Genomic DNA, 21,260 nt, shown 5'->3' on the forward strand with positions numbered 1-21,260 from the left:
TTTTAATCTCAATAGAAAACCCTTAAGATAATATAAAATTTATTTTGTAAATTTTGGAATAAAACCGGACAATTTTCGAATATAAAAGTCGCATATATTTTATTTAAATATGTACAAACACCTCTTCTATATAGTAAGATTGCAGAGTATATAACAAAAAACAAACGGAGTAACGTAATATTATGAAAGCTTTAGATAAAAACGGATTTTATCAAAAAATCTTCAAACTGGTCCTTCCTATTGTCATTCAGAATCTCTTAAGCGCAGCCGTAAGCTCTGCGGACGTAGTCATGCTCAATTATGTCGGCCAGACTTCCATAGCTGCCGCCTCTCTTGCGGCTCAGTATTCCAGTATTCTGTTTATGGTTTATTACGGACTGGGTACAGGGGCTACTATGCTGTGCGCCCAGTATTTCGGAAAAGAAGATATGCGCGCTATCGAAGCCGTGGAAGGAATTGCGCTCCGTTTTTCGCTGGTAATTTCTATATTATTTGCCGTAATGTCTTTCTCGGTTCCCCAATTGATGATGCGCGTATTTACCGACGATGCCGAGTTAATTGGACTGGGGGCATATTATCTGCGTTATATTAGTGTCAGCTATTTGTGCTGGGGATTAATTGAAATATATCTTTCTATTTTAAGAAGTATCGGACGAGTTGTTGTGGGAACTGTGTTGAATGCGGTAACTATAAGCTTTGACATTTTCTTGAATGCCGTATTGATCTTCGGTCTGTTCGGCGCGCCCAAGCTCGGCATTATAGGCGTTGCGCTTTCCACTTCCATCTCCCGGGTGCTGGAACTGATCGCATGCATCGTAATATCACATTTCAGCAAAGATATTAAATTGAATCTTAGATTTATGTTTATTCGCAATAAGCTTCTGTTCAAGGATTTCATCCGCTTGTCCCTGCCTGCGCTGGGTAACGATGTGGCATGGGGCGTCGCTTTTTCCATGTACTCGGTAATTATCGGCCACATGGGCTCCGATGCGGTTGCTGCCAATTCCTTCGTCAGCATTATCCGTAACTTCGGTACCGTTCTCTGCTTCGGCGTTGCCAGTGCAGGCGGCATATTGCTTGGAAATGAAATCGGTGAAAACCGTTTGGAAGAGGCTCGCGTCAACGCCGGCAAGCTGATGAAGCTTACCGTTTTGAGCGGCCTTTTGGGCGGCCTTCTCATATTCGCGGCTACGCCCTTCGTTCTAAAGTATGCCGCATTGTCCGAAACCGCACTTTACTATTTAAAGTACATGCTCCTTATCAATACCTACTATGTAATGGGAGCCGCCGTTAATACCACCCTGATAGCCGGAGTCTTCCGCGCAGGCGGTGACAGCCGTTTCGGGTTTATCTGCGATACCATAGATATGTGGTGCTATGCCGTACCTCTGGGCTTTTTGGCTGCCTTCGTATTCAAACTCCCTGTTTTATGGGTATATTTCCTGCTCTGTACCGATGAATTCGTGAAGTGGCCCTGGGTCATCAAGCATTATAAGAGCGGGAAATGGCTGAAGAATATTACCAGGGATAATTTATTTGAGGACGCCTAAAGTTTAGGCGCCCTTTCTCTATCATTCTATCATGCAATCATTCCGCTTACTTTCAATATCCAATAAATCAATCCCAAAACCCAGCTGGTAAATATGCCGTATAAAATTACGGGGCCTGCTATGGTGAATATTTTACATCCCACACCAAATACCTGGCCTTCTTTCTTGAACTCTATCGCCGGAGCCGCTACGGAATTAGCAAAACCGGTAATCGGAACAAGGGCTCCTGCTCCACCGAATTTTGCAATGCTGGGATAAATATTGAATCCCGTAAGCAGGATACTGATCAATATTAGCAGCAGGGAACACCACCCTCCCGCCGTTTCCTTATCCAATCCCAATGAATTCGTACAGTAGTTCAAGATAAACTGCCCGAGGACACATATTACTCCTCCCACGAAAAACGCCTTTATCATTTGAATCCATAAATTATGAGTCGGCGTAACCTCCTTGACATATTCTTTATATTCCTGCTTTTTCTGTTCTTCCATATGCTCAAACCTCTCTGAGAAAACTTGCCTCTTGCTTATTTCACTTCGATATATTTCCAGTATGCGGATTTTGAGCAATTTTATTCATGAATAAACTTCGCAATATTTAAGTATTTTTTATTGACTTCCAAGATCAGAACTATTCACATTCCCCCATACAAAAACACAGCCTTTATGAAATAGACGAGGCTGCCTGCGACTTTTCCGAGAGCCATGGCCAGCACCACTACTCCAAGGCCATGGCGAAAGCCGATTCTTCTGGCAAAAATCGGGATAGAATCCAGCATTTCCGCAATTGCAAGGGCAAGGCAGCCGACAAAAATCCCGGCAAACAGCCCGAAGATAATGAGGATTGCCGTACCTATCATATACCAGACGGATTCCGTACTCTCTTTTCCAAATATATTATTTTTAATTATAAAATCTCCGATTCTGCCATATCTGTCGAATATACTGAAGAAATTTCCTGTCAGAGTGCCGAAGACGACCGCCTCTTCAAACAAAAAGATTTTTCTGCTGACGTGCATTTTTCCTGCGAAGCGCGGAATCAGGCCGACAGAAATCAATACGGTAAATACTCCGCCTGCTGCAAACATGCCGAAGCTAAGCCCCATGATTCCCAATAAAAGCTGCTTAAGAAACATCAATGGTCTTTCCCTCCCTATCCGCAGTTTCAATTAGCGCATCATTCACATCTTTTTCATAAATACGCATTTCCACCTCGATGGGGGTAGGGTCTTTCGTTATTCTTCTGCCTCCGATATGGTTAAAGAACACAATGATTCCAAGTGCGAGCCCTATGGAATAGGTCAGCTCTAAAATCGTATAATTCGCCGCTGCCTGCCCCATGACGAGCTCGTATACTTTGCCAAACACCTTGTTAATACCTACATCGTTATGAAACGCCATTATGGTAAAAGCTGTGCCGAAAAAGCTAATGCCCGCCACGAAGATAACTTTCAGAAAAACAACAAAGCCCTTGTGTTTATTCACATTTACGCGCTTCACCAACACATCCTTCTCTCCCACATTCTCCACGCTTACATTCGGACAAACCTGCTGTATCATTTCTATCAGCTTCAAAACGCTGAACACCTGACGCTTCTGCTCCTTTTCTCCGAAACGGTGTATTTTGATCGCCTTTACCTTGGCCGCCACATGGGGGTCCGCACAGTATATTTTGGCCACATCTTTTAGAAAAACATCATCTACGGTAACCTCTGTACAGAGTTCCGCCTTTAAATAAAGAGTCTCTCCCGACATTCTCTCACCTGCTATTCTTTTGCTTCTTTATTGCTATTCCCCTTTATTATTGCAAATATTTGGCAGATTATTCGAAGAGAATTCACTATTTTACGATGGTACCATCAAATGATGGTATATTCCATATATTCATAATGCAGTTTTGTGCCTTCCGCGATAGCCTCCGGCAGAAGTGCTCTCGCTACAAGCTTCAATTCGTCTTTCTCTGTATCCGTGCGTTTTAAATTAGCATAATCCCCTTCAATATTTACTACTATATAATCAAAAGCAACCATTGGTACCTTCCTCCATTTTCTTTTTATTAAATAGTAGTATATCCGATACCTCATAAAATCACAATATATGCTGTTATTTGAATTATTATTACTCTTTTACACATTGGCTGCTATATAAGACTTTCCCTCATACGGACCAATATTCTTTTTTCCATGCGGCTGACCTGAACCTGGCTGATGCCGAGCTTTTTCGCCACTTCCACCTGCGTCTTATCCTGGAAATACCTAAGCGTGATCAGCTGCCTTTCATCCTCTTCCAGCTCGCTCATGAGCTGCTCGAGCAGCATGTGATTCAGCAGCCTTTCGTTGGCATCCTTTTTCTCCGGCAGCTTGTCCACCAGAAATATTTCATTTCCGTCGGACTGGTAAACGGATTTATATATGGATTCTACTTCTACATTTGCTTCCATGGCCATGACGATATCTTCTATAGACAGCTCCGTGAGTTTGGATATCTCTTCCAGCGTAGCTTCCCTTCCCTGCTCGTATGATATTTTCTCGGCAGTCTGTTTGATTTTCCACCCGTTTTCTTTCAAGGTCCTGCTTACCTTGACCATTCCGTCATCGCGCAGGAAGCGTTTGATTTCTCCGCTTATCATAGGAACCGCATAAGTAGAGAATTTTACCTCAAAGGATAAATCAAATTTATCGATAGCCTTCATAAGGCCAATACTTCCTATTTGGAACAAATCCTCTGCATCATAGCCTCTCCCTAGAAAACGCTTTACGATATGATGAACCAGTCCCAGGTTTTTTTCTATCAGTACTTCTCTCGCTTCTTTATCACCGGCTTGTGATCTGGCAATTAGTACTGTAACCTCCTCCATAGACTACTCCTCATCTTCTATCCACGAGGTACAGCCGATTTTCTTTTTCATCTGCACAACCGTTCCTTTGCCTGGTTCGGATATCACTTCCAAATCGTCCATGAACGCCTCCATAAAAGGAAATCCCATTCCGGAACGGTTGAGTTCCGGCTTAGTGGTAAATAGAGGCTCCATCGCTCTTTCGATATTCTCTATACCATTTCCCTTATCTATCACCTCAATATGTAATACATCTTTTTCGATTGAGCAATTTATTACGACCTTTCCTCCCTCGATTTTGTCATAGCCGTGAATGATCGCATTGGTCACCGCCTCTGAAACTGCCGTTTTTACGTCCGACATCTCTTCCAATGTGGGATTTAAAAAGGATATAAAGGCTGCTACAGAAATTCTCGCAAAAGCCTCGTTTTCCGATACCGCATCAAATTCCATCGTCATTTCATTTTTCATTCCGTTCCTCCTAGTCCATAATTTCCACTATTTTATGTAAGCCTGATATTATTAAAAGATGCTTTATTCTATTATCCATATTAACCGCAAACACTTTGCCGCCGAAGCAGGAAATCTTTTTATAACGTCCCATGATAATCCCAATGCCGGAACTATCCATAAACCTCGTATCCTCAAAATCAAAAACAACATTGCTCACTCTATTCTGCATTATGAACCGGTCCGCATTTTCACTTATGTATGATGATTTGTGATGGTCAATTTCCTCAGGCATTTTTACCATGAGATAATTGTCAATCACTTTAAAATTCTCTTCCATGCACTTCTCCTTCCTTTTCTTTGTAAATGACATATTCCCTTTATGTATATACATAAAATACAGCATGTCCATTTTTGTCGAATTTATTCATCTTTTATTTCCATGGCTGCATCAGTAGCGCTGATCCTATCTAAAGAAAAAAGAGAACATAATCGCTTATGTTCTCTTTAGTAGGTTCTATCTTTATTCAATATTTGATTAGGGGGGCAAAGGTCCTTTATTAAACTTTCGCAGGCAATCGAATCCTAACCCAAAGAACGAGTGCGCCTATGAAAATATTTAGAAGTTCTTATATATTGGAATCCGGCGCAGGAGTCTTTTGGTTATGATTCGATAGACTTCTATATCTAAAAAAGGACTTTTTACACCCTAATCATTTTAATTACCGTTATTTATCTCAGCCAGATATGTCGCTGACTCGCTGGCCTTCTTCGTACCAGGGAAAAGCTCGATTACCTTCGCATAGGTCTCTTTGGCTTTATCGACATTTCCATTTCGTCTGTAGGAGTTAGCAAGATAATAAAGTGCGTCTCCGTTAGTCTGGTCATACTGGTAAGCCTTCGCCAGTTTGGGAATAGCGCTTGCGTACTTCTCCTGACGGTAATCGCTGTAACCTTCGTCGAAATATGTCTTAGCCAATTCCGGCCCTATCAGTCCGGTCAATGTATCGTACAAGGCAGTAAAGGATTCGGAGGCCGAGGTCCCCAGGCTTTCCAGGTCTATTTCATCCAGATATTCAGAAACGGTCACGATATCCGCGGCATTCTTAAGGTACGCATCGGAAGCGAGCAGGAGCTTATCCGTTGCCTGCAAGGCACCGTCTGTCCCCACATAGCCCTCTAAATCCTCTTCAAGCTTAGCTTTTTCCTCCGTCAGATTGTTCACCTGCTGCTCCATCTCATCGATGGTCGCCGTCTTCGCATCCAGCTGCTCGCTGACCACTCTAAGCTCGTCATTAATCGTAGACTTAGCCGCTTGGATTCTCGCAGGCAGTATGAGGAAGCAAGCTATCGCAATACCTATTACAATACCTATACCCATATTTACGAAAGTGGAAACTCCCTTGGATTCCTTCACATTTAAGGGCTGAATAATGGTTTCATTACCACTTTGATATGTTACCGCGTCCTTCGACTGGCTCTTCTTTTTCGAAGCTGCCTTCGCGCCCTCTTCGGGAACGAGCATATGCTCCACTTCCTTTAAATAGCGCATGGTAGTTGTATTATTCGTATCGATCTGAATACATTTATTCAGTTCTTTTCTCGCCTTATCCCACTCTTCCCCGTTAATATATAAAAGCGCAAGGAGCTGATGAGCTCTGACGAACTTCGGATTTAAGGAAAGCACCTTCTTCAGTTGGATTATTGCAAGGTCTGAGCTCCCTTGATTACAGTACAAAAGCGCCTGATTATATTTTTTGATCGTCTGATTGATAGAATCCAGCCTCGCCTGATTACTCTGTATCATGTCGATATAATCGTCCGCAATATTTTTCTTAGGCCGGAGGTTCTTGCTGATCACCCATTCGCTGAGCGCCGCCACCACTTCTCCCATTTCGAAATAAACCAGACCCAGCAGGTTTCTCGCCTCAATATTGTTCTTATTGAACTTAAGGCTCTGGCGCAGGCTGGTAATCGCTCCGGTAAGATCTCTTACACCGGCCTTTTCCAACCCGTCGTTGTAAAAGCGATTGGATATATACATAATCTTCTTATATATAGACACATCTGCCCCGCATCCGGTGCAAAAATCATGTTCAGATAAACGGCAGCCACAATTATAACATATCATGCCGCCACCCCTATTCTTCTTCAATGCGAGACATCACATTGTTATGCTTTGTCTGGCCCTGCGCCGTCGTCTCATGCTGTTCTATATCTTTTATCATCTTCACGAAGATGTCCGCCATATCCGTCAAATCCTGATTATAAATCGCCTCTTCCGCATCTTCCACTTCCAGGCTTAGATGAAACTTTTTCAATTCTTCCTCAAAATTAATCATCCGTTCTCCTCCTTAGCAGCGCCTTTATCTCTCCAACCAGATAAAGAGAGCCAACAATATATATATAATCTCGCTCTTTTTTTCTATCCATTAGAAACGCTAACGCATCCTTCGAACAAGCAAACACCTCATAGCTTCCGCTGCCATATTTCTCAAACGCCGCGCATAAAGCCTCCATAGGCGCAGCCCGCCTGCTGTCCAGTCTGGTCAGTGCCGTCAGCTCAAACAATGGTTTCTCTTCCAGTATACGTACCATCGACTCATAGTCCTTATCCAAAACGGTGGAAAACAGCATGTATCTTTTTCCTTTGCATGAATCTGCTGAGACCGACTGCACAAAGGCCCTGATTCCGTCCTCATTATGCGCGCCCTCCAAAAAGATACCAGGCATGATTTCTTCCATCCTGCCTTCCCATACGGTCTTTCGGATTCCCTCTGTCAAATGCTTCAGAGTAACCTTGGGATCTTGAAGTACCTCTATACACCTCGCTGCTATAGAGGCATTTTCCACCTGATATAATGCTTTTGTTGATACTGTGAGCCTAATATAATCATAATAACGAGAATGAAAGGAAAAATCAATGCTTTTATTTGTTAAATTAACATTAATATAGTCGTCACCGGTTACCGGAAATGCTTGAATTCCGAGCATTTTCGCTCTTTTTAATATTACCTCGGAAGCTTCCTTTCTTTTATCGCAAAAAACGACCGGAGCGCAGGGTTTTAGTATTCCCGCCTTCTCTCCTGCTATTTTGCCGACCGTATCTCCCAAATATTCCATATGGTCCATTCCTATTTCTGTAATAACCGTAAGAACCGGGCTTTTCACCGTATTTGTGGCATCCAGCCTGCCGCCCAGCCCGGTCTCAAGCACGATATAGTCCACGCCCTTATCCTCAAATATAAGCATTCCCATAAAAAATAAAAACTCGAAAAACGTCGGGTGATATGCGGAGTTGCCCGATACCTCTCTCATGAGCTCTATTTTATCCATGACCGCTTCAAAGGCTTTCGTAAACGCCTCCTCCTCTACCGGAACACCGTTTAAACGAAACCGTTCCCTCATTTCTACGAGGTGCGGAGAACAAAACATTCCCGCACGATATCCCGCCTCCCCAAGAACGGAACACAAGTAAGCACAAACGGAACCTTTTCCGTTTGTGCCTGCTACGTGAATTACTTTTTTGGAACTTCCAGGATTTCCCAGAAGTTCCAAAAAGCGACTCGTATCCTCAAGGGTATTCTTTCGCGTCAACCATGTTGACTCCGGTCCCCCCTTTAACATTGTGAACTTCGGTACATTTAAGAGATATTCCTCTGTTTCGTGATAGGATCTCATCCTTTTTTCCTATTTCCGAAGCTGCAGCAGGCGCAAAGCTACCTGCTGCTGCATCTGCGTGTATTTTTCCAGCTTTTCCTTTTCCTCCGCAATTTTATCTGCAGGAGCCTTGGAAATAAATTTTTCATTGCTCAGCATACCGTTCACGCGGTTAAGCTCGCTCTGCAAGCGCTTTTCTTCTTTTTTCAGACGTTCGATTTCCTGCCCTAAGTCCACCAGCTCCGCAAAAGGGATATACAAAGCGGCATTCGGTATCATTACGGAAACCGCATCATCCTCGATTCCCTGCTTATCCTTCTGAATCACTGTCTCAGAAGCATACGCCAAAGAAGAAAAGAATAATCTTCCCTCTTCAAATGTGGTGAGAATATCATCTTTCTCACTCACCACATATACCTTCGCTTTCCGGCTGGGCGCTACGTTCATCTGTGTTCTTACATTTCTGATGCCGCGTACTGCTTCCTTTATTGTCTCGAGATCCTTCTCTTCCTTCGTATAGCTCCATTCCTCCTTGTATACCGGCCATGAGGAAACCATGATCGACTCCTCCTGCGCCTGCAAAGAACAGAAAATTTCCTCCGTCAGGAAGGGCATATAAGGATGAAGCAGCTTGAGCGCATTAAGGAGCACCGTCTTCAAGGTCCAAAGCGCCGCATTCTGGCTGGCCTCGTCGCCAGAATTGTATAGTCTGGGCTTAACCATCTCGATATACCAGTCACAGAATTCATCCCAGATAAAATCGTATACCTTCTGTACCGCTATACCCAGTTCGAAGTTCTCCATATTGTCGGTAGCTTCCTTAATGAGACGGTTAAGCTTGGATAATATCCATTTGTCTACCGGCTCCAGGCCTTCAAAGATGGTTTTGCTTCCGGCGGAAATCATGCTTTCGTTCTTTCCTTCCATATTCATCATGATGAAGCGGGATGCGTTCCAAACCTTATTGGCAAAATTCCTGCTCGCCTCTACCCTCTCATAATAAAAGCGCATATCATTACCCGGCGCATTTCCGGTAATCAGAGTCAGCCTGAGCGCGTCCGCACCATATTGCTCGATAATCTCGAGGGGATCGATTCCGTTTCCGAGAGACTTGCTCATCTTGCGTCCCTGGGAATCCCGGATAAGTCCATGGAATAATACGGTATGGAACGGTTTTTCTCCCATCTGCTCGTAGCCGGAGAATATCATGCGGATAACCCAGAAGAAAATAATGTCATATCCCGTCACAAGAACATCCGTAGGATAAAAATAATCCAGATCCTCCGTTTTTTCCGGCCATCCTAATGTGGAAAAAGGCCACAGCGCGGAAGAAAACCACGTATCTAACGTATCCGGGTCCTGTGTAAAGTGCTGGCTGCCGCATTTCGGGCAGACAGGCGGAGCTTCCTTGGAGACTACAGTCTCACCGCATTTATCGCAGTAATAAGCAGGAATCCGGTGTCCCCACCATAACTGGCGGCTGATGCACCAGTCACGGATATTATCGGTCCAGTTAAAATACGTCTTCTCCATTCGCTCCGGAGCAAGCTTGATTTCTCCCGTTTTTACCGCTTCTACCGCCGGCTTTATAAGTTCATCCATTTTAACGAACCATTGTTTTTTAATGAGGGGTTCGATGGTCGTCTTGCATCTGTCATGGGTTCCTACATTATGGGAATGATCTTCTACTTTTACCAACAGCCCCATTTCGTCCAGCTCGGCAACAATTGCCTTTCTCGCCTCATAACGGTCCAGTCCTTCGAATTTGCCGCCGTTTGCATTAATGGTGGCGTTATCATTCATAATGTTGATCTCCGGCAGACTGTGTCTTTTTCCTACCTCGAAGTCATTGGGGTCGTGCGCCGGTGTTATCTTTACAACACCGGTACCGAATTCCATATCTACATACGAATCCGCCACGATGGGGATCTCTCTGTTTATCAGCGGAAGAAGAACTTTTCTTCCTATTAAATGCTCATATCTTTTATCCTCCGGATTTACCGCCACCGCAGTATCTCCTAACATCGTCTCGGGACGTGTTGTAGCAAACTCCAAAAACTCCGTCTGGCTTGGCTGCCCGTTTTCGTCCATAAGAGGATATTTAATATGCCAGAAATGTCCCGACTGCTCCTCGTATTCTACCTCCGCATCCGAAATGGACGTATTACATACCGGACACCAGTTAATGATCCTGCTGCCTTTATAAATCCAGCCTTTTTCATGCAGCTTGCAGAATACCTCAGTAACCGCCTTATTACAGCCTTCATCCATCGTAAAGCGCTCTCTGTCCCAGTCGCAGGAGGAGCCCAGCTTCCTTAGCTGTCCGATAATTCTTCCCCCATATTCTCTCTTCCACTCCCACGCGCGTTCCAAAAAGCCTTCCCGTCCCAAATCATTCTTATCGATGCCTTCCTCTTTCATCTTCTCGATGATTTTGACCTCCGTAGCAATAGAGGCATGATCTGTTCCCGGCTGCCAAAGCGCGTTATAGCCCTGCATCCTTTTAAAACGGATCAATATATCCTGCATCGTGTTATCCAGCGCATGCCCCATATGAAGCTGGCCTGTAATGTTCGGAGGCGGAATCACGATAGTAAAGGGTTTCTTACTCCTATCCACTTCAGCATGGAAATATTTCTTATCCAGCCACTTCTGATATAATTTGTCTTCAATACCTTTAGGATCATAGGTCTTTGCCAATTCTTTGCTCATGCTTCTTCTCCTCGTCTTAACCCGTTATTTTTAAATTCTATCCTGTACGTGCAGCTGCGCATTCATTTCTTTAGTAATAGGATAACTTTCCTATTACATAAAAAAGCCCTTTGCCGGTCAAACAACCGACAAAGGGCGTAAGCTACGCGGTACCACCTTTATTTCTCACTCATGAATTCTGAAAATAATCCCCAGAATCCTATCCTGTAACGAGGATAAATCGTGAAAGCTTACTTGGCGCTGCACGCGGTTAGGCCTCCCGGTTCCAAAGCTACCTTCCGCATGCCCTTCTTCAGACGACCTTTCAGCCGGTGAGCCATCCTCTCTATTAAGGGGCTGTGCGTACTCCTCTTTGTCATTACCTTTTTATGTTTTGTTCTTATATTACTATTAAATATAGTAAACCGAGGCTGTTTTGTCAAGGCGGACTTTCATATGAAATACTTTTTCCCATATTCGGAAAGTCTGCCGCAAACGTCGCATCCGCCGTAAACAAAAGAATCAGCGCAAGGCATAAGAGCTGAAGCAGCTTTCTGCCCCCTTCCGTTTTCCATATCTTCCGGTATAAAAGACGCATATACGGGATGATATAGCAAATGAGCATCCATCCGGAAAGTCCGAACATCAGGCTCCCCCATAAACAGATCCGCCCGCTGATGTTCAAAAAATCATTGCTGTAATCCCACCAGCGGATTCCCCATGTCCGTTCCAGAAACCAACTGGCCAGATACTCCAATACGGAGCTGAGAAGCATCGAAATAAAAAATACGCGCACAGGCTTATATTCATACCTCCCTAATACAACGGAAAGGATGAGTCCTCCAATTCCGTATATCGGAAGCCATGGGCCGAACAGAACTCCCCGATTGACGAATTCTCCCTCCATCACCACATAAATCAATACTTCCCACAGCCAGCCTGCAAAGGAAAGCAGAAAAAACAGCGGTGTGTAGAAAAAAAATCCGTAAGTCTCATTTCTTTTCCGCCTGATCAACTCTGCATAACTAATTTTCTGATTCATAAATGTAAATACCGCCTCGCGTTCCGCTCATTGATACCCAAAATACCGATTTGCTATTAGTATCTCCGATAAAAAGGTAAAAATACATAGCGGGCGTGACGGGATTCGAACAAATCCCCGCACACATTTTTGCACACATTGAATGTGTGCTTTTATGTAAAAATAGATTTGCTAATGTAAAAAATTGCAAAGTAATTCGACGGCGGAAATGCTTATACTTTGCGATATTTTTCAGATAGCAATACATATAATGTTATCCATTTATTGGGTTCACCTATTTTACCAACCTCAAAATACGGAAAGGATTTATCAAGAATATATTTACCATCATAATCTTTTTTGCTATCTAACAATTCTAACGCTTTATTACAATTAGAATGATTCGCCCCGCCAAGAACAGAAAGACCGTATATAGTCATTTGTAAACCCAATTTCACATGGTCAAATGGATAATATGTCCCCACCATTTCTTCAATGATTGCCTTTTCCTGGTTATCAGGGTGGAATGCAACGTAATGGCTGATATAAAAGTTTATCAGCGATTTAAACTGCGGCAGAATAACGCCAATCTTTTTCAACTCCGCCGCAAGCAAAAGGTAGGTTGTAGTTTGTCTGTAGCACCCCATGCCGGGAAGCTTAGAGTCGTTTGTTTTCTTAGTTTTGTCCAGACACCGGCATGTACCATCTTCCCGTATGGTGGAAAAGGCTATAGATATTTCTTCTTTCACCCATGTCTGCTCGTAATAACCAAGGGATACCAAATTCCTTAATAGCAATATTTTGGCACATTTCATACTGCGATTCATATTCCTAATGACACGTTCAATATAATCATCAATAGGAACATCAACGCGTGTTAAGCCAAATTCTGCAAGTGCACATAAAGCAGTGACATCTTCCCATTTTTTATTAAGCTTAAACTTATCCATGATTAACCTGACAGTTTCTGACTTCAATAAATCGTCAAGAGCCTTTTTTACTTCAGAATCATCTTTGGGAAAGTCTAAAAGCTCTATCATTGTACGATATTTTACCTCCGGGTTTTCCACCTCAAGAAGCCAATAAATTACATTGTTCATTGATGTACCACTTCTTTCCTTTTGTTATTTCGTAGAATATTTCCGTACATTATGCTATTCAAAAAATATAAACTCTTAACTAAAGCACTTTTGTTTCGAATTTCGCAGATTCGGTGGAAATAGTTTTCCTTTAATCGATTCCAAGGATAAACCGACCATTTCTAAGCGGCGGCACATATCGTCAATTGCACCGTTCACCTGCGCTTCAATGGATTGTCCAACATTCCCCTCTTAGTTCGTTTTTGCAGCATTTGTAAAATAAATAAAAATTCCTTTATATTCTTTTTTGGATAATCATACTTTCCCATGTAGTAGATGTCAACCTTTTCCAATATATATTATTACACTTTCAAAAGTAACATCTTTCTTTACCAGGCATGATAACGGTTATTCGTTACCCCTACAAGCAAACTTGAGTCAGAAAGGGACTTTCTGACTCAAGTTTGCTGTTCAGGCATAACATATGAAATAGCTCAAGTATTTCTATTTAGAAAATCCAGCCAAACCTGGCTTCTGAAATTAGAACACAAACCATAGTCTTGCAGATAAGTAATATAATCTTTAAACCTTGAATAATCCGGATTAATTTTACTATGTTCCATAGTAGTCATTATACTAATAGTTTTTTCAATGTTATTAGATTTTATATAACAATACAGAGAATCCCATATCAAACAACTCTCGGTTTTAGAGGCATTCTCCAGATATTCGCCCCATTCAAACCATTCAGCTTCAGATAAATCTTGTATATTCTCAATTGGAGGATATGTTGAAAAAGCATAATAATTATTGTTATATTTAAATCCCAATTTTTCAGCTAAAGCGATTGATCCTTTATTAGTATCTACACAAAGCCAATTTATTTTTTCGTAACCTTTATTAAAACAATCCTTAACAACTGCAGAAACAACTATTTTTCCGAATCCATTTTTTCTATATCTTTCATCCGTATGAATTCCAATTGTTATTTCTTTATCAAAGCTGCAATCACTTAATGACCAACTCACAATAACATTTCCATTATGTATAAAATATCCTGCCCCATCTTTTTCAAATCTTGTATCGTCTCCCCAATCAGCAATCCATTCAAGTAGTTTCTCCGAGTTTTCATAAGAAGCATTCCTTAATAAATCAGTGTCAATTTTCTCAATTATAAAGCCATCTTCTAAATGTTTATTACATTCCTTAAAGTCATCAACAGATAATATATAGTGCCTCCTTTTATATTTTCTAATAAAATGATTTTTATGAATCGTTGGTATTAAATTTATCCACTCACTTGAGTCAGGCGTCAACGGGTCCCAAAAATCTATTACCATAGACACTTCAGAATTAAAATTGACATCACTGGAACTACCTACAATTAAGTTACATTCACAGGTCTTTATCAATGCAGCTGTTGGGTTATCTATGCTGTTTGCATATATTTCACCCGGCATGGCACCATTTATAACAGAAAATACAGATAATTCATTTTGAGATTTGACTAAAGGTATTATTTTATTAAAATCATCATTATTTAATTTAAACATAAATTTCTCCTAAAAATATAATTATTTTATAACTCATAAATTATTAATACTATCTTGTTTTATGTCCTGCTGATTTTATTCTTTAATTTCTGTTTGGATATATGAATAGCTTTATTTTTACCCCATTCATCTTCATTTTTTAATTGACAATACAATTTCCAGCGTTCATTTGAAATAATCTTGTTTTCAATAGCTTTTTTTACAGCGCAGCCAGGTTCTGTTGTATGTGTACAATCACTATATTTGCAATCTCCAAAAAGTTCCTTTATATCTGAAAAAGTATCATCAATCCCTTCGCTTGCTTCCCACATACCTAATTCTCTTATTCCCGGTGTATCAATAATTGCAACTCCTGATGGAAGCATTATCAATTGCCTGTGGGTGGTAGTATGGCGTCCCTTTGAATCGTTTTCTCGTATCTCACTGACTTTCATCAGTTCTTTACCTGCAATTGCATTTACAAGAGTAGACTTTCCAACACCTGATGAGCCAAGAAGTACAATTGTACTACCACTTTTCAAATAAGAATCAAGCTGCTTCATGCCAATTCCTGATTTTGCGCTTGTGATACAGATATCAATTTTTTCTGATATGCTTTTGACTTCTTTTATATAACATTCAACGTTGTTACATAAATCAGCTTTTGTTAAAATTACTACTGGCTTTGCTCCACTTTTTAATGCTACGCTTATATATCTTGTGATACGATTCACATTAAAATTCTTATTGAGTGAATCAACTATAAAAACATAGTCAAAATTTGCTGCAAGTACCTGCTCTTTTATTGTTTTTACATAACCTGCCTCATGTCCTGAAAAATCTGTTCTTGAAAACTTGCTTTTTCTTTCAAAGACTTTTTCAATAATAGAATCTCCATTTTGGTTAAAGTAAACCAATACCTTATCCCCTACAACCGGGAATATACTATTTTCTCTATAGAATGCTCCCCTTAATTTTGCATGAATCTCTCCATGTTCACATATTAACGTAAACAGTTCTCGTTGAACTTCACAAACAATAGCATGCACTTGTGTTCCGTTTTCTTTCATTTTCAATAGTTTTCCTCCAATTTTGGGTACAAAAAAACTTGCCCATTGGCAAGTCTGTTTATACAGTATTTACAAAAGGGTTCCTTATACGCAAAAAGCAAAAGCTTTCTGCATACTTCAATATTAAATTATTGATTCATCACCATATCTATTTTTTTCATAATTTAATCAACCCCTTTCGTGAGCAAATTGAAGTTTTTAATACTAACTTAATTATTATAAATTAAATAATATATGAAATCAAGTATATATCTCAATTTTTAACTTTTATTCTGCCCATTGCATTTGCTCATAGGGAATACCCATCTTCTTGCATTCTTCGCAAACCTCGTGCTTTTCTATACTATTCCCGATAGTGTATTTTAAAATCTTATTACGGAAGACAATAAATTTAATATTTCCCGCCTTAAAATCAACAAACCAATTTCCGCCTCTTGCCTCATCTGAAATCATTACTTCTGATATCAAATTGGGAAAATCTCTGTTTGTCGAAGTAAAATATATAACTGTCCAGTATTTTGGATTTCCTTGAGTCTTCCATATTTCTACTTTGTTGATAGTAAGGTAATCAAGTATCAAATCATTCTCTATACTTTCCTTAATAAGGACGCCTTCATATAAGCCTGTTTTTTCATTAAGAACAGCATTGTTTCCACATGTGTGAATCTCTTGTGCACCGTCAATGGTCAAATCATCTTTTAGTAAAACGTCGATAGAGACCTGAAAAAATTTACTCAGTATCAAAAGCTTATCAACATTTGGTAAAGCTATATCCGCCTCCCATTTCGATATGCATTGTCTGCTAACATTACAAATTTCTGCCATATATTCTTGCGAATACCCGTTTTTCTTTCTTAACATTTGTATTTTTTCAGACAGTTTCATTTTTATACCCCATGTGCGCTTTGGCAGACTCAAAATCAATAGTTGAAAACACTTTTCTTTCAACCTTATACCAGCCCTTTGTTTTAAAATGCTATCATTCAAGAATATAGCACTCTTCCTCTTCAATGATAATTGCTTGACTATTTGTTAGATTTATGTGTGAAGTATGGTTAATGTCTATGTCCCCGGATATGTTGCCTTCTATGCAGTGCACACTTAATGTACACGGTAAAAATCCAAGGTTATCTTCGAATCCATTCACGCATATGCAACTTCCGGCACTTACACCAATATATATTCCCCCTTGATCAATGAACCTCTTAAGCAGACTTACAAAATTTGCTTCATACATTTTGTCAAGAAGATATCTGCTATCACCGCCACAGACATAAACGGTATCAAAATCAGCCATTTCTTCATATTCCATTACATAGTCAAGATTATAGGTCTTTATGTTTTCAGCTGTTATACCCGCATTCAGCAGATCGTCCATGCACTTTGGCAGTACAGCTTTTGCAGCATCATAAGTAGCAGCAGTCGGTATCCATATTGCCCTTATTTCATTCGATGGTCTATTAACCATATCGAGAAACTTTTGCTCGATTTTTTTGTTTTCAAAGCCGGCTGATGTCAGTATAATCTTTTTCATTGTATACCTCCATAGGAATTTTATAATTGTCAAATATCATTATAATAAACTCATCCATTAACATCTACCAACTTATAAGTTCATTTCGGCAACCTGCAAGTGCATAAATTATATATTTTATCATAGCATTCTATCCCTATTCGTGCAATTCTAACGGCAATCCGTCCGGATCCGCAAAGAAAGTCATCTTTTTTCCCGTAAATGTGTCCATACGGACAGGCTCAGTCTCGATTCCTAGTCCCTTGAGCTCTTCTATAACCTCCTCGATCTTCTCTACCTTAAAAGCCAGATGCCTCAGTCCGCAAGCCTCCGGGTAACTCGGCCGCTTAGGACTTTCCGGTATCCCAAACAGCTCCAGCTCCATATCTCCCAGCCTTAGATCCAGCTTATAATCGCCTCGCTCCTGCCTGTAATTCTCACGAACCACCTCAAATCCCAACAAATCCACATAAAAATGTTTTGATTTTTTATAATCGGAAACAATAATTGCCACATGATGTACATGATTTAATTTCATATTAATAGCCATGCCTTTCTTTTTATACCATTTTATCACACATTCTTTTTCGCATATACATCGATTCTTCTACTATAAAAGAATCGCAAACTGGCATAGTTAAAAAGTTTCAAAATGGCACTTTTTACAGCTCCATTTCTGAGTATAATGTGATTTAAACATTAGTACATAACAAAATAAAATCATAGGAGGAGAAACTGTAATGAGAAATGAAAAGGTTTATAAAATTGTATTTATCGGTTTAATCGCTGCTTTGTCCTACGTAGTATTCACTTTCTTACAAATTAAAATCACATTGCCTGGAGGTGACGCCACCTCTATCCATCTGGGAAATGCCGTATGTGTTATTGGGGCTTTGCTTCTCGGCGGGGTATCCGGAGGCCTTGGCGGTGCTCTCGGAATGACTATCGGCGACCTTATGGATCCGGTCTATGTTGTATATGCCCCCAAGACCTTCCTGCTTAAGTTTTTCATCGGTTTCATAACCGGCATTATCGCCCACAAATTCGGCAAGATTTCTACGGAGACCAATTCAAAAAAAGTATTTAAATGGACTGTATTGGCCGCGGTAAGCGGACTCCTTTTCAACGTAATCTTCGATCCTCTCATCGGATATTACTACAAGCTTCTCATCCTTGGAAAGCCTGCTGCTGAGATCACTCTTGCATGGAACATCGCTGCAACCTCCATCAATGCGGTGACCTCCTCTATCGTATCCGTTGCCGTATATATGGCATTGCGTCCTGCGTTGAAAAAGTCCGGTCTATTCTTCAACATAGGTACCATCAAATAGCATTAAGGGTATTCTCCTGACCGGAGAATACCCTTAACAAGGCTTTAATCATATTATTCTATTGTAGTCTTCTTACGGAAATTGCAGTATTAATCTTCTTCCGGAACAACAATGGCCGCAACCAGATATATGATCAGTCCCGTTCCAAAGCTAGCTATACTCAGAATTAACCAAATCAATCTCACCACCGTAGGGTCCATTCCCAAATAATTACCAAGCCCTCCGCAGACACCGCAAATCATCCTGTTAAATTTCGACCTCGTCAACTTCTTATATTCGTTATCCATATTCATACCATCCTTTTCTTTTTTATTTTAAAGTATTATTTTGTTACAACTACTTATTTCCTCATTCGAAGGATATTTTAATATTACCCATCGCACACTCCAGCGAACAATCTTTCTTGGCATCGTTATCCACAAAGGTATCACTGGAAAGAGCACCATATACTCTGTTTCCTATTTTAATACTTCCGGCCTCACAGCTCGCTTTATAATTATAATCTTTCTCCGAACCGGAAAGTACCAGCTCTACGGCACCCAGTCCGCACGCCACATCTATTTCCTTCGTAATGTCAGCCTCTATATACGCATGCCCTACCCCTACATTCATTTCCAGCTCCTGCGCTTTTACTCCTTCCAGCGTCACTTTCCCGGCACCGATGTCCATCTTCAGGCTGCGGCAATTGATTTTATCCGAGGTCGCCATCCCTGCGCCTATTTGTAATTCAATTTCATCCGCATCCAGTTCCCCCAAATCTGCCAGGCCTGCGCCTTCCGCTATCGCTACCTTCTCGAAGTGCGTTCCTTCAGGGATATAAAGGTATATCTTCTCTCCATCTTTTACAAATCTCTTGTAATCGCCAGTCAGATGCAGCACACCGTCTTTTGCATAATATTCATATACTCCCACGCCGTCTTTTTGGATTCCAAAATTCCCGTCCTGCGCTTCCTTTATATAAAGCGCCGCTCCTCCGATCGCAATGTACATTTTCTTTATACCCGATTCTCCCGCCTCAATCTGGTTGTAATCACTTCCTACAGTAATTCCTTTTCCACTGTAATCCCAGTTCTCTGCATCATCAAAGCCCCAATCTTCCATATCGAAGTCCCAGTTATCGTCGTAATCCTCATTCTCTATACTATCGAAAGTCCGATCATCTATGCTGTCTGCCCAGTCTTCTGTATCATTATCCCAATTCCCGGTATAGGCATATGACACTCCATATAACATCTTCGCCCAGGAGCTGTTCTGTCCGATCTCATCAACCTGCTTCCAGCCGCCGCTCACAAATCCTATCACACATATTGTACCCCCAACCAGAATCAGAATCAATGCGGTAATCAAACAAATCTTCGTAAACTTGTTCATGCCCTTTCACCTCCTTTTTTTCTAAACAGCTTGCCGATCAAATCCGCAGTTACTCTTATAAGCCACGGAATTGCCTTTACGCAGATCCAAACAGTAAGCCAGATAAAAAACAGAGAAAGCCCTCCGACAAACAGGCCCGCTCCAATCAGGCAAACTCCTGCCAGCGGCGCATAGAATAAATATCCAATCCCTATTACGAGCAGCACAACAGCCGTTACAAAAAGCAGGATGCCCGCCAACGCTATCCCGAGGAAAAATCCCAGAACACCCACAAAGATCCCCACTCCGGCACTAATAAGTCCTCCTGCTATGGAAACCAGGAGCGGAGAGGCCAGAATACACAAAATGACAATCAGAGCGATCATACCGCCCGAAAGTGCTTTCTTTTCTTTCTTTTTTATCACTTCATTCTTTTCTTCGTGCTGTGCAGTATAATCCTTATACCCCGTCTCCGTAAATTCCCCGACTGCTGCGTTATCGCCCAGGCCTTCTTTAATCGTCTTCGCTATTTTTTCGGGTGTACCGAGAGACTCAAGTACCTCCTGCTCATTTTCTACTCCTGCATCGTTCAGGTAGCTGTTATAGTATTGTAATGCCTCTTCTCTTTCTCCATCTGATATATCGGAGAGAAGCGATTCCAATTTCTGCATAAATTCCAATCTATTCATGTACGATTCCTCCCTCGAACATTCCGCTTATTTTCTGAGAATATTTCTTCCACTCGCTTTTGTACAGCGAAAGCTGCACCCTTCCTTTTTCTGTTACCTTATAGTACCTTCTGTTTCTTCCGGCACATTCCACATCATATACTTCCAAACACTCATCCTTCTGCAGCCTCCTCAGCACCGGGTATAGTGTTGATTCTGACAATTCTATGACCTGCCTTACCTCTTGGGTTATCTTATAGCCATAAGTCCCCTCCGGATCGTTAGACACAACTGCGAGTACAATTGCATCAAGCAGTGCCGCTCCCGTATTAAATACCATTTAACCTACTCCTTTCGTACCATATTAAATATTCTTCTCATAACCTTCCGATTCTGCACTCCTTTATGCCAACTAGCTTCTCAAATTCTTCCTTCAGCTTATTGTTAACTATAATATTATATGACATATACTATCATTTCTTAATTCATACTATACAACATATAATATTG

The 21,260-nt window shown here is 41.1% G+C and carries 24 protein-coding genes; 2 read left to right on the forward strand and 22 right to left on the reverse strand.

What is annotated here, in order from left to right; all coding sequences use genetic code 11:
* Positions 1–182 precede the first annotated feature (182 nt).
* Positions 183–1,550 carry an MATE family efflux transporter gene (locus V6984_RS17215; RefSeq protein WP_342756835.1) on the forward strand — a complete coding sequence of 456 codons (1,368 nt, stop codon included), beginning with the start codon at positions 183–185 and terminating at the stop codon, positions 1,548–1,550.
* Between the two features lie 29 nt (positions 1,551–1,579).
* Here V6984_RS17215 and spoVAC read toward each other — a convergent pair whose 3' ends face one another.
* The 18 genes from spoVAC to V6984_RS17305 all read right to left on the reverse strand — a co-directional run bounded on the left by spoVAC (position 1,580) and on the right by V6984_RS17305 (position 17,939).
* Positions 1,580–2,041: a stage V sporulation protein AC gene (gene spoVAC / locus V6984_RS17220; RefSeq protein WP_342756836.1), complete on the reverse strand. Its 462-nt coding sequence runs from the start codon at positions 2,039–2,041 to the stop codon at positions 1,580–1,582.
* 143 nt (positions 2,042–2,184) lie between these two features.
* On the reverse strand, positions 2,185–2,685 hold the full coding sequence (locus V6984_RS17225) for a stage V sporulation protein AB (protein WP_342760037.1): 501 nt from the start codon (positions 2,683–2,685) through the stop codon (positions 2,185–2,187).
* Complete coding sequence (locus V6984_RS17230) at positions 2,675–3,304, reverse strand: stage V sporulation protein AA (RefSeq protein ID WP_342756837.1); 630 nt, start codon at positions 3,302–3,304, stop codon at positions 2,675–2,677. Before V6984_RS17230 ends, V6984_RS17225 begins: the two co-directional genes overlap by 11 nt.
* Positions 3,305–3,408: 104 nt before the next feature.
* Positions 3,409–3,579, reverse strand: coding sequence for a chorismate--pyruvate lyase (locus tag V6984_RS17235; RefSeq protein WP_342756838.1), 171 nt, complete (start codon positions 3,577–3,579; stop codon positions 3,409–3,411).
* A 110-nt stretch (positions 3,580–3,689) separates the two neighbouring features.
* Positions 3,690–4,406 carry a SigF/SigG family RNA polymerase sporulation sigma factor gene (locus tag V6984_RS17240; protein ID WP_342756839.1) on the reverse strand — a complete coding sequence of 239 codons (717 nt, stop codon included), beginning with the start codon at positions 4,404–4,406 and terminating at the stop codon, positions 3,690–3,692.
* Between the two features lie 3 nt (positions 4,407–4,409).
* Entirely contained in the window at positions 4,410–4,856 is a 447-nt protein-coding gene (spoIIAB, locus tag V6984_RS17245) for an anti-sigma F factor (protein WP_342756840.1), read from the reverse strand.
* A 10-nt stretch (positions 4,857–4,866) separates the two neighbouring features.
* The gene (locus V6984_RS17250; protein WP_342756841.1) at positions 4,867–5,175 is read right to left on the reverse strand and encodes an anti-sigma factor antagonist; all 309 of its coding nucleotides are present in this window, start codon (positions 5,173–5,175) and stop codon (positions 4,867–4,869) included.
* Positions 5,176–5,553: 378 nt separating this feature from the next.
* Entirely contained in the window at positions 5,554–6,966 is a 1,413-nt protein-coding gene (locus V6984_RS17255; protein WP_342756842.1) for a tetratricopeptide repeat protein, read from the reverse strand.
* 10 nt (positions 6,967–6,976) lie between these two features.
* Positions 6,977–7,177, reverse strand: coding sequence for a hypothetical protein (locus V6984_RS17260; RefSeq protein WP_342756843.1), 201 nt, complete (start codon positions 7,175–7,177; stop codon positions 6,977–6,979).
* Positions 7,170–8,516 (reverse strand): folylpolyglutamate synthase/dihydrofolate synthase family protein, encoded by a 1,347-nt coding sequence (locus tag V6984_RS17265; RefSeq protein ID WP_342756844.1) that lies wholly within the window; start codon positions 8,514–8,516, stop codon positions 7,170–7,172. The genes V6984_RS17260 and V6984_RS17265 overlap by 8 nt, the downstream gene beginning before the upstream one ends.
* A gap of 9 nt (positions 8,517–8,525) precedes the next feature.
* A complete protein-coding gene (locus V6984_RS17270; protein ID WP_342756845.1) occupies positions 8,526–11,207 on the reverse strand; it encodes a valine--tRNA ligase in 2,682 nt (893 codons plus the stop codon).
* Positions 11,208–11,625: 418 nt separating this feature from the next.
* Positions 11,626–12,228, reverse strand: a complete 603-nt coding sequence (locus tag V6984_RS17275) for a putative ABC transporter permease (RefSeq protein WP_342756846.1) — start codon at positions 12,226–12,228, stop codon at positions 11,626–11,628.
* 212 nt (positions 12,229–12,440) lie between these two features.
* Positions 12,441–13,307 (reverse strand): hypothetical protein, encoded by an 867-nt coding sequence (locus V6984_RS17280; protein ID WP_342756847.1) that lies wholly within the window; start codon positions 13,305–13,307, stop codon positions 12,441–12,443.
* A gap of 473 nt (positions 13,308–13,780) precedes the next feature.
* Entirely contained in the window at positions 13,781–14,839 is a 1,059-nt protein-coding gene (locus V6984_RS17285; protein WP_342756848.1) for a GNAT family N-acetyltransferase, read from the reverse strand.
* 59 nt (positions 14,840–14,898) lie between these two features.
* Complete coding sequence (gene rsgA / locus V6984_RS17290) at positions 14,899–15,888, reverse strand: ribosome small subunit-dependent GTPase A (RefSeq protein WP_342756849.1); 990 nt, start codon at positions 15,886–15,888, stop codon at positions 14,899–14,901.
* Between the two features lie 267 nt (positions 15,889–16,155).
* Positions 16,156–16,875 (reverse strand): helix-turn-helix domain-containing protein, encoded by a 720-nt coding sequence (locus V6984_RS17295; RefSeq protein ID WP_342756850.1) that lies wholly within the window; start codon positions 16,873–16,875, stop codon positions 16,156–16,158.
* Positions 16,868–17,422, reverse strand: a complete 555-nt coding sequence (locus tag V6984_RS17300; protein ID WP_342756851.1) for a Type 1 glutamine amidotransferase-like domain-containing protein — start codon at positions 17,420–17,422, stop codon at positions 16,868–16,870. The genes V6984_RS17295 and V6984_RS17300 overlap by 8 nt, the downstream gene beginning before the upstream one ends.
* A gap of 136 nt (positions 17,423–17,558) precedes the next feature.
* Positions 17,559–17,939: an SMU1112c/YaeR family gloxylase I-like metalloprotein gene (locus V6984_RS17305; RefSeq protein WP_342756852.1), complete on the reverse strand. Its 381-nt coding sequence runs from the start codon at positions 17,937–17,939 to the stop codon at positions 17,559–17,561.
* Between the two features lie 202 nt (positions 17,940–18,141).
* Here V6984_RS17305 and V6984_RS17310 point away from each other — a divergent pair, with 202 nt between their 5' ends.
* Positions 18,142–18,732 carry an ECF transporter S component gene (locus tag V6984_RS17310; protein WP_342756853.1) on the forward strand — a complete coding sequence of 197 codons (591 nt, stop codon included), beginning with the start codon at positions 18,142–18,144 and terminating at the stop codon, positions 18,730–18,732.
* Positions 18,733–18,821: 89 nt separating this feature from the next.
* Here V6984_RS17310 and V6984_RS17315 read toward each other — a convergent pair whose 3' ends face one another.
* The 4 genes from V6984_RS17315 to V6984_RS17330 are packed head-to-tail and all read right to left on the reverse strand — an operon-like array spanning position 18,822 to position 21,090.
* Positions 18,822–19,025, reverse strand: coding sequence for a PspC domain-containing protein (locus tag V6984_RS17315; protein WP_425324217.1), 204 nt, complete (start codon positions 19,023–19,025; stop codon positions 18,822–18,824).
* A 55-nt stretch (positions 19,026–19,080) separates the two neighbouring features.
* Positions 19,081–20,103 (reverse strand): DUF4097 family beta strand repeat-containing protein, encoded by a 1,023-nt coding sequence (locus V6984_RS17320; RefSeq protein WP_342756855.1) that lies wholly within the window; start codon positions 20,101–20,103, stop codon positions 19,081–19,083.
* Positions 20,100–20,771, reverse strand: coding sequence for a DUF1700 domain-containing protein (locus V6984_RS17325; protein WP_342756856.1), 672 nt, complete (start codon positions 20,769–20,771; stop codon positions 20,100–20,102). Before V6984_RS17325 ends, V6984_RS17320 begins: the two co-directional genes overlap by 4 nt.
* Positions 20,764–21,090, reverse strand: coding sequence for a PadR family transcriptional regulator (locus V6984_RS17330; RefSeq protein ID WP_342756857.1), 327 nt, complete (start codon positions 21,088–21,090; stop codon positions 20,764–20,766). The genes V6984_RS17325 and V6984_RS17330 overlap by 8 nt, the downstream gene beginning before the upstream one ends.
* Positions 21,091–21,260 lie beyond the last annotated feature (170 nt).

Origin of the sequence: Kineothrix sp. IPX-CK (assembly GCF_039134705.1) — a bacterium.
GTDB classification, from domain to species: Bacteria; Bacillota; Clostridia; order Lachnospirales; family Lachnospiraceae; genus Kineothrix; species Kineothrix sedimenti.

Excerpts from the sequence above, each read along its gene's own strand:
- V6984_RS17215 (WP_342756835.1), top strand. The coding sequence starts at position 183 with ATGAAAGCTTTAGATAAAAACGGATTTTATCAAAAAATCTTCAAACTG.
- spoVAC (WP_342756836.1), bottom strand. The coding sequence starts at position 2,041 with ATGGAAGAACAGAAAAAGCAGGAATATAAAGAATATGTCAAGGAGGTT.
- V6984_RS17225 (WP_342760037.1), bottom strand. The coding sequence starts at position 2,685 with ATGTTTCTTAAGCAGCTTTTATTGGGAATCATGGGGCTTAGCTTCGGC.
- V6984_RS17230 (WP_342756837.1), bottom strand. The coding sequence starts at position 3,304 with ATGTCGGGAGAGACTCTTTATTTAAAGGCGGAACTCTGTACAGAGGTT.
- V6984_RS17235 (WP_342756838.1), bottom strand. The coding sequence starts at position 3,579 with ATGGTTGCTTTTGATTATATAGTAGTAAATATTGAAGGGGATTATGCT.
- V6984_RS17240 (WP_342756839.1), bottom strand. The coding sequence starts at position 4,406 with ATGGAGGAGGTTACAGTACTAATTGCCAGATCACAAGCCGGTGATAAA.
- spoIIAB (WP_342756840.1), bottom strand. The coding sequence starts at position 4,856 with ATGAAAAATGAAATGACGATGGAATTTGATGCGGTATCGGAAAACGAG.
- V6984_RS17250 (WP_342756841.1), bottom strand. The coding sequence starts at position 5,175 with ATGGAAGAGAATTTTAAAGTGATTGACAATTATCTCATGGTAAAAATG.
- V6984_RS17255 (WP_342756842.1), bottom strand. The coding sequence starts at position 6,966 with ATGATATGTTATAATTGTGGCTGCCGTTTATCTGAACATGATTTTTGC.
- V6984_RS17260 (WP_342756843.1), bottom strand. The coding sequence starts at position 7,177 with ATGATTAATTTTGAGGAAGAATTGAAAAAGTTTCATCTAAGCCTGGAA.
- V6984_RS17265 (WP_342756844.1), bottom strand. The coding sequence starts at position 8,516 with ATGAGATCCTATCACGAAACAGAGGAATATCTCTTAAATGTACCGAAG.
- V6984_RS17270 (WP_342756845.1), bottom strand. The coding sequence starts at position 11,207 with ATGAGCAAAGAATTGGCAAAGACCTATGATCCTAAAGGTATTGAAGAC.
- V6984_RS17275 (WP_342756846.1), bottom strand. The coding sequence starts at position 12,228 with ATGAATCAGAAAATTAGTTATGCAGAGTTGATCAGGCGGAAAAGAAAT.
- V6984_RS17280 (WP_342756847.1), bottom strand. The coding sequence starts at position 13,307 with ATGAACAATGTAATTTATTGGCTTCTTGAGGTGGAAAACCCGGAGGTA.
- V6984_RS17285 (WP_342756848.1), bottom strand. The coding sequence starts at position 14,839 with ATGTTTAAATTAAATAATGATGATTTTAATAAAATAATACCTTTAGTC.
- rsgA (WP_342756849.1), bottom strand. The coding sequence starts at position 15,888 with ATGAAAGAAAACGGAACACAAGTGCATGCTATTGTTTGTGAAGTTCAA.
- V6984_RS17300 (WP_342756851.1), bottom strand. The coding sequence starts at position 17,422 with ATGAAAAAGATTATACTGACATCAGCCGGCTTTGAAAACAAAAAAATC.
- V6984_RS17305 (WP_342756852.1), bottom strand. The coding sequence starts at position 17,939 with ATGAAATTAAATCATGTACATCATGTGGCAATTATTGTTTCCGATTAT.
- V6984_RS17310 (WP_342756853.1), top strand. The coding sequence starts at position 18,142 with ATGAGAAATGAAAAGGTTTATAAAATTGTATTTATCGGTTTAATCGCT.
- V6984_RS17315 (WP_425324217.1), bottom strand. The coding sequence starts at position 19,025 with ATGAATATGGATAACGAATATAAGAAGTTGACGAGGTCGAAATTTAAC.
- V6984_RS17320 (WP_342756855.1), bottom strand. The coding sequence starts at position 20,103 with ATGAACAAGTTTACGAAGATTTGTTTGATTACCGCATTGATTCTGATT.
- V6984_RS17325 (WP_342756856.1), bottom strand. The coding sequence starts at position 20,771 with ATGAATAGATTGGAATTTATGCAGAAATTGGAATCGCTTCTCTCCGAT.
- V6984_RS17330 (WP_342756857.1), bottom strand. The coding sequence starts at position 21,090 with ATGGTATTTAATACGGGAGCGGCACTGCTTGATGCAATTGTACTCGCA.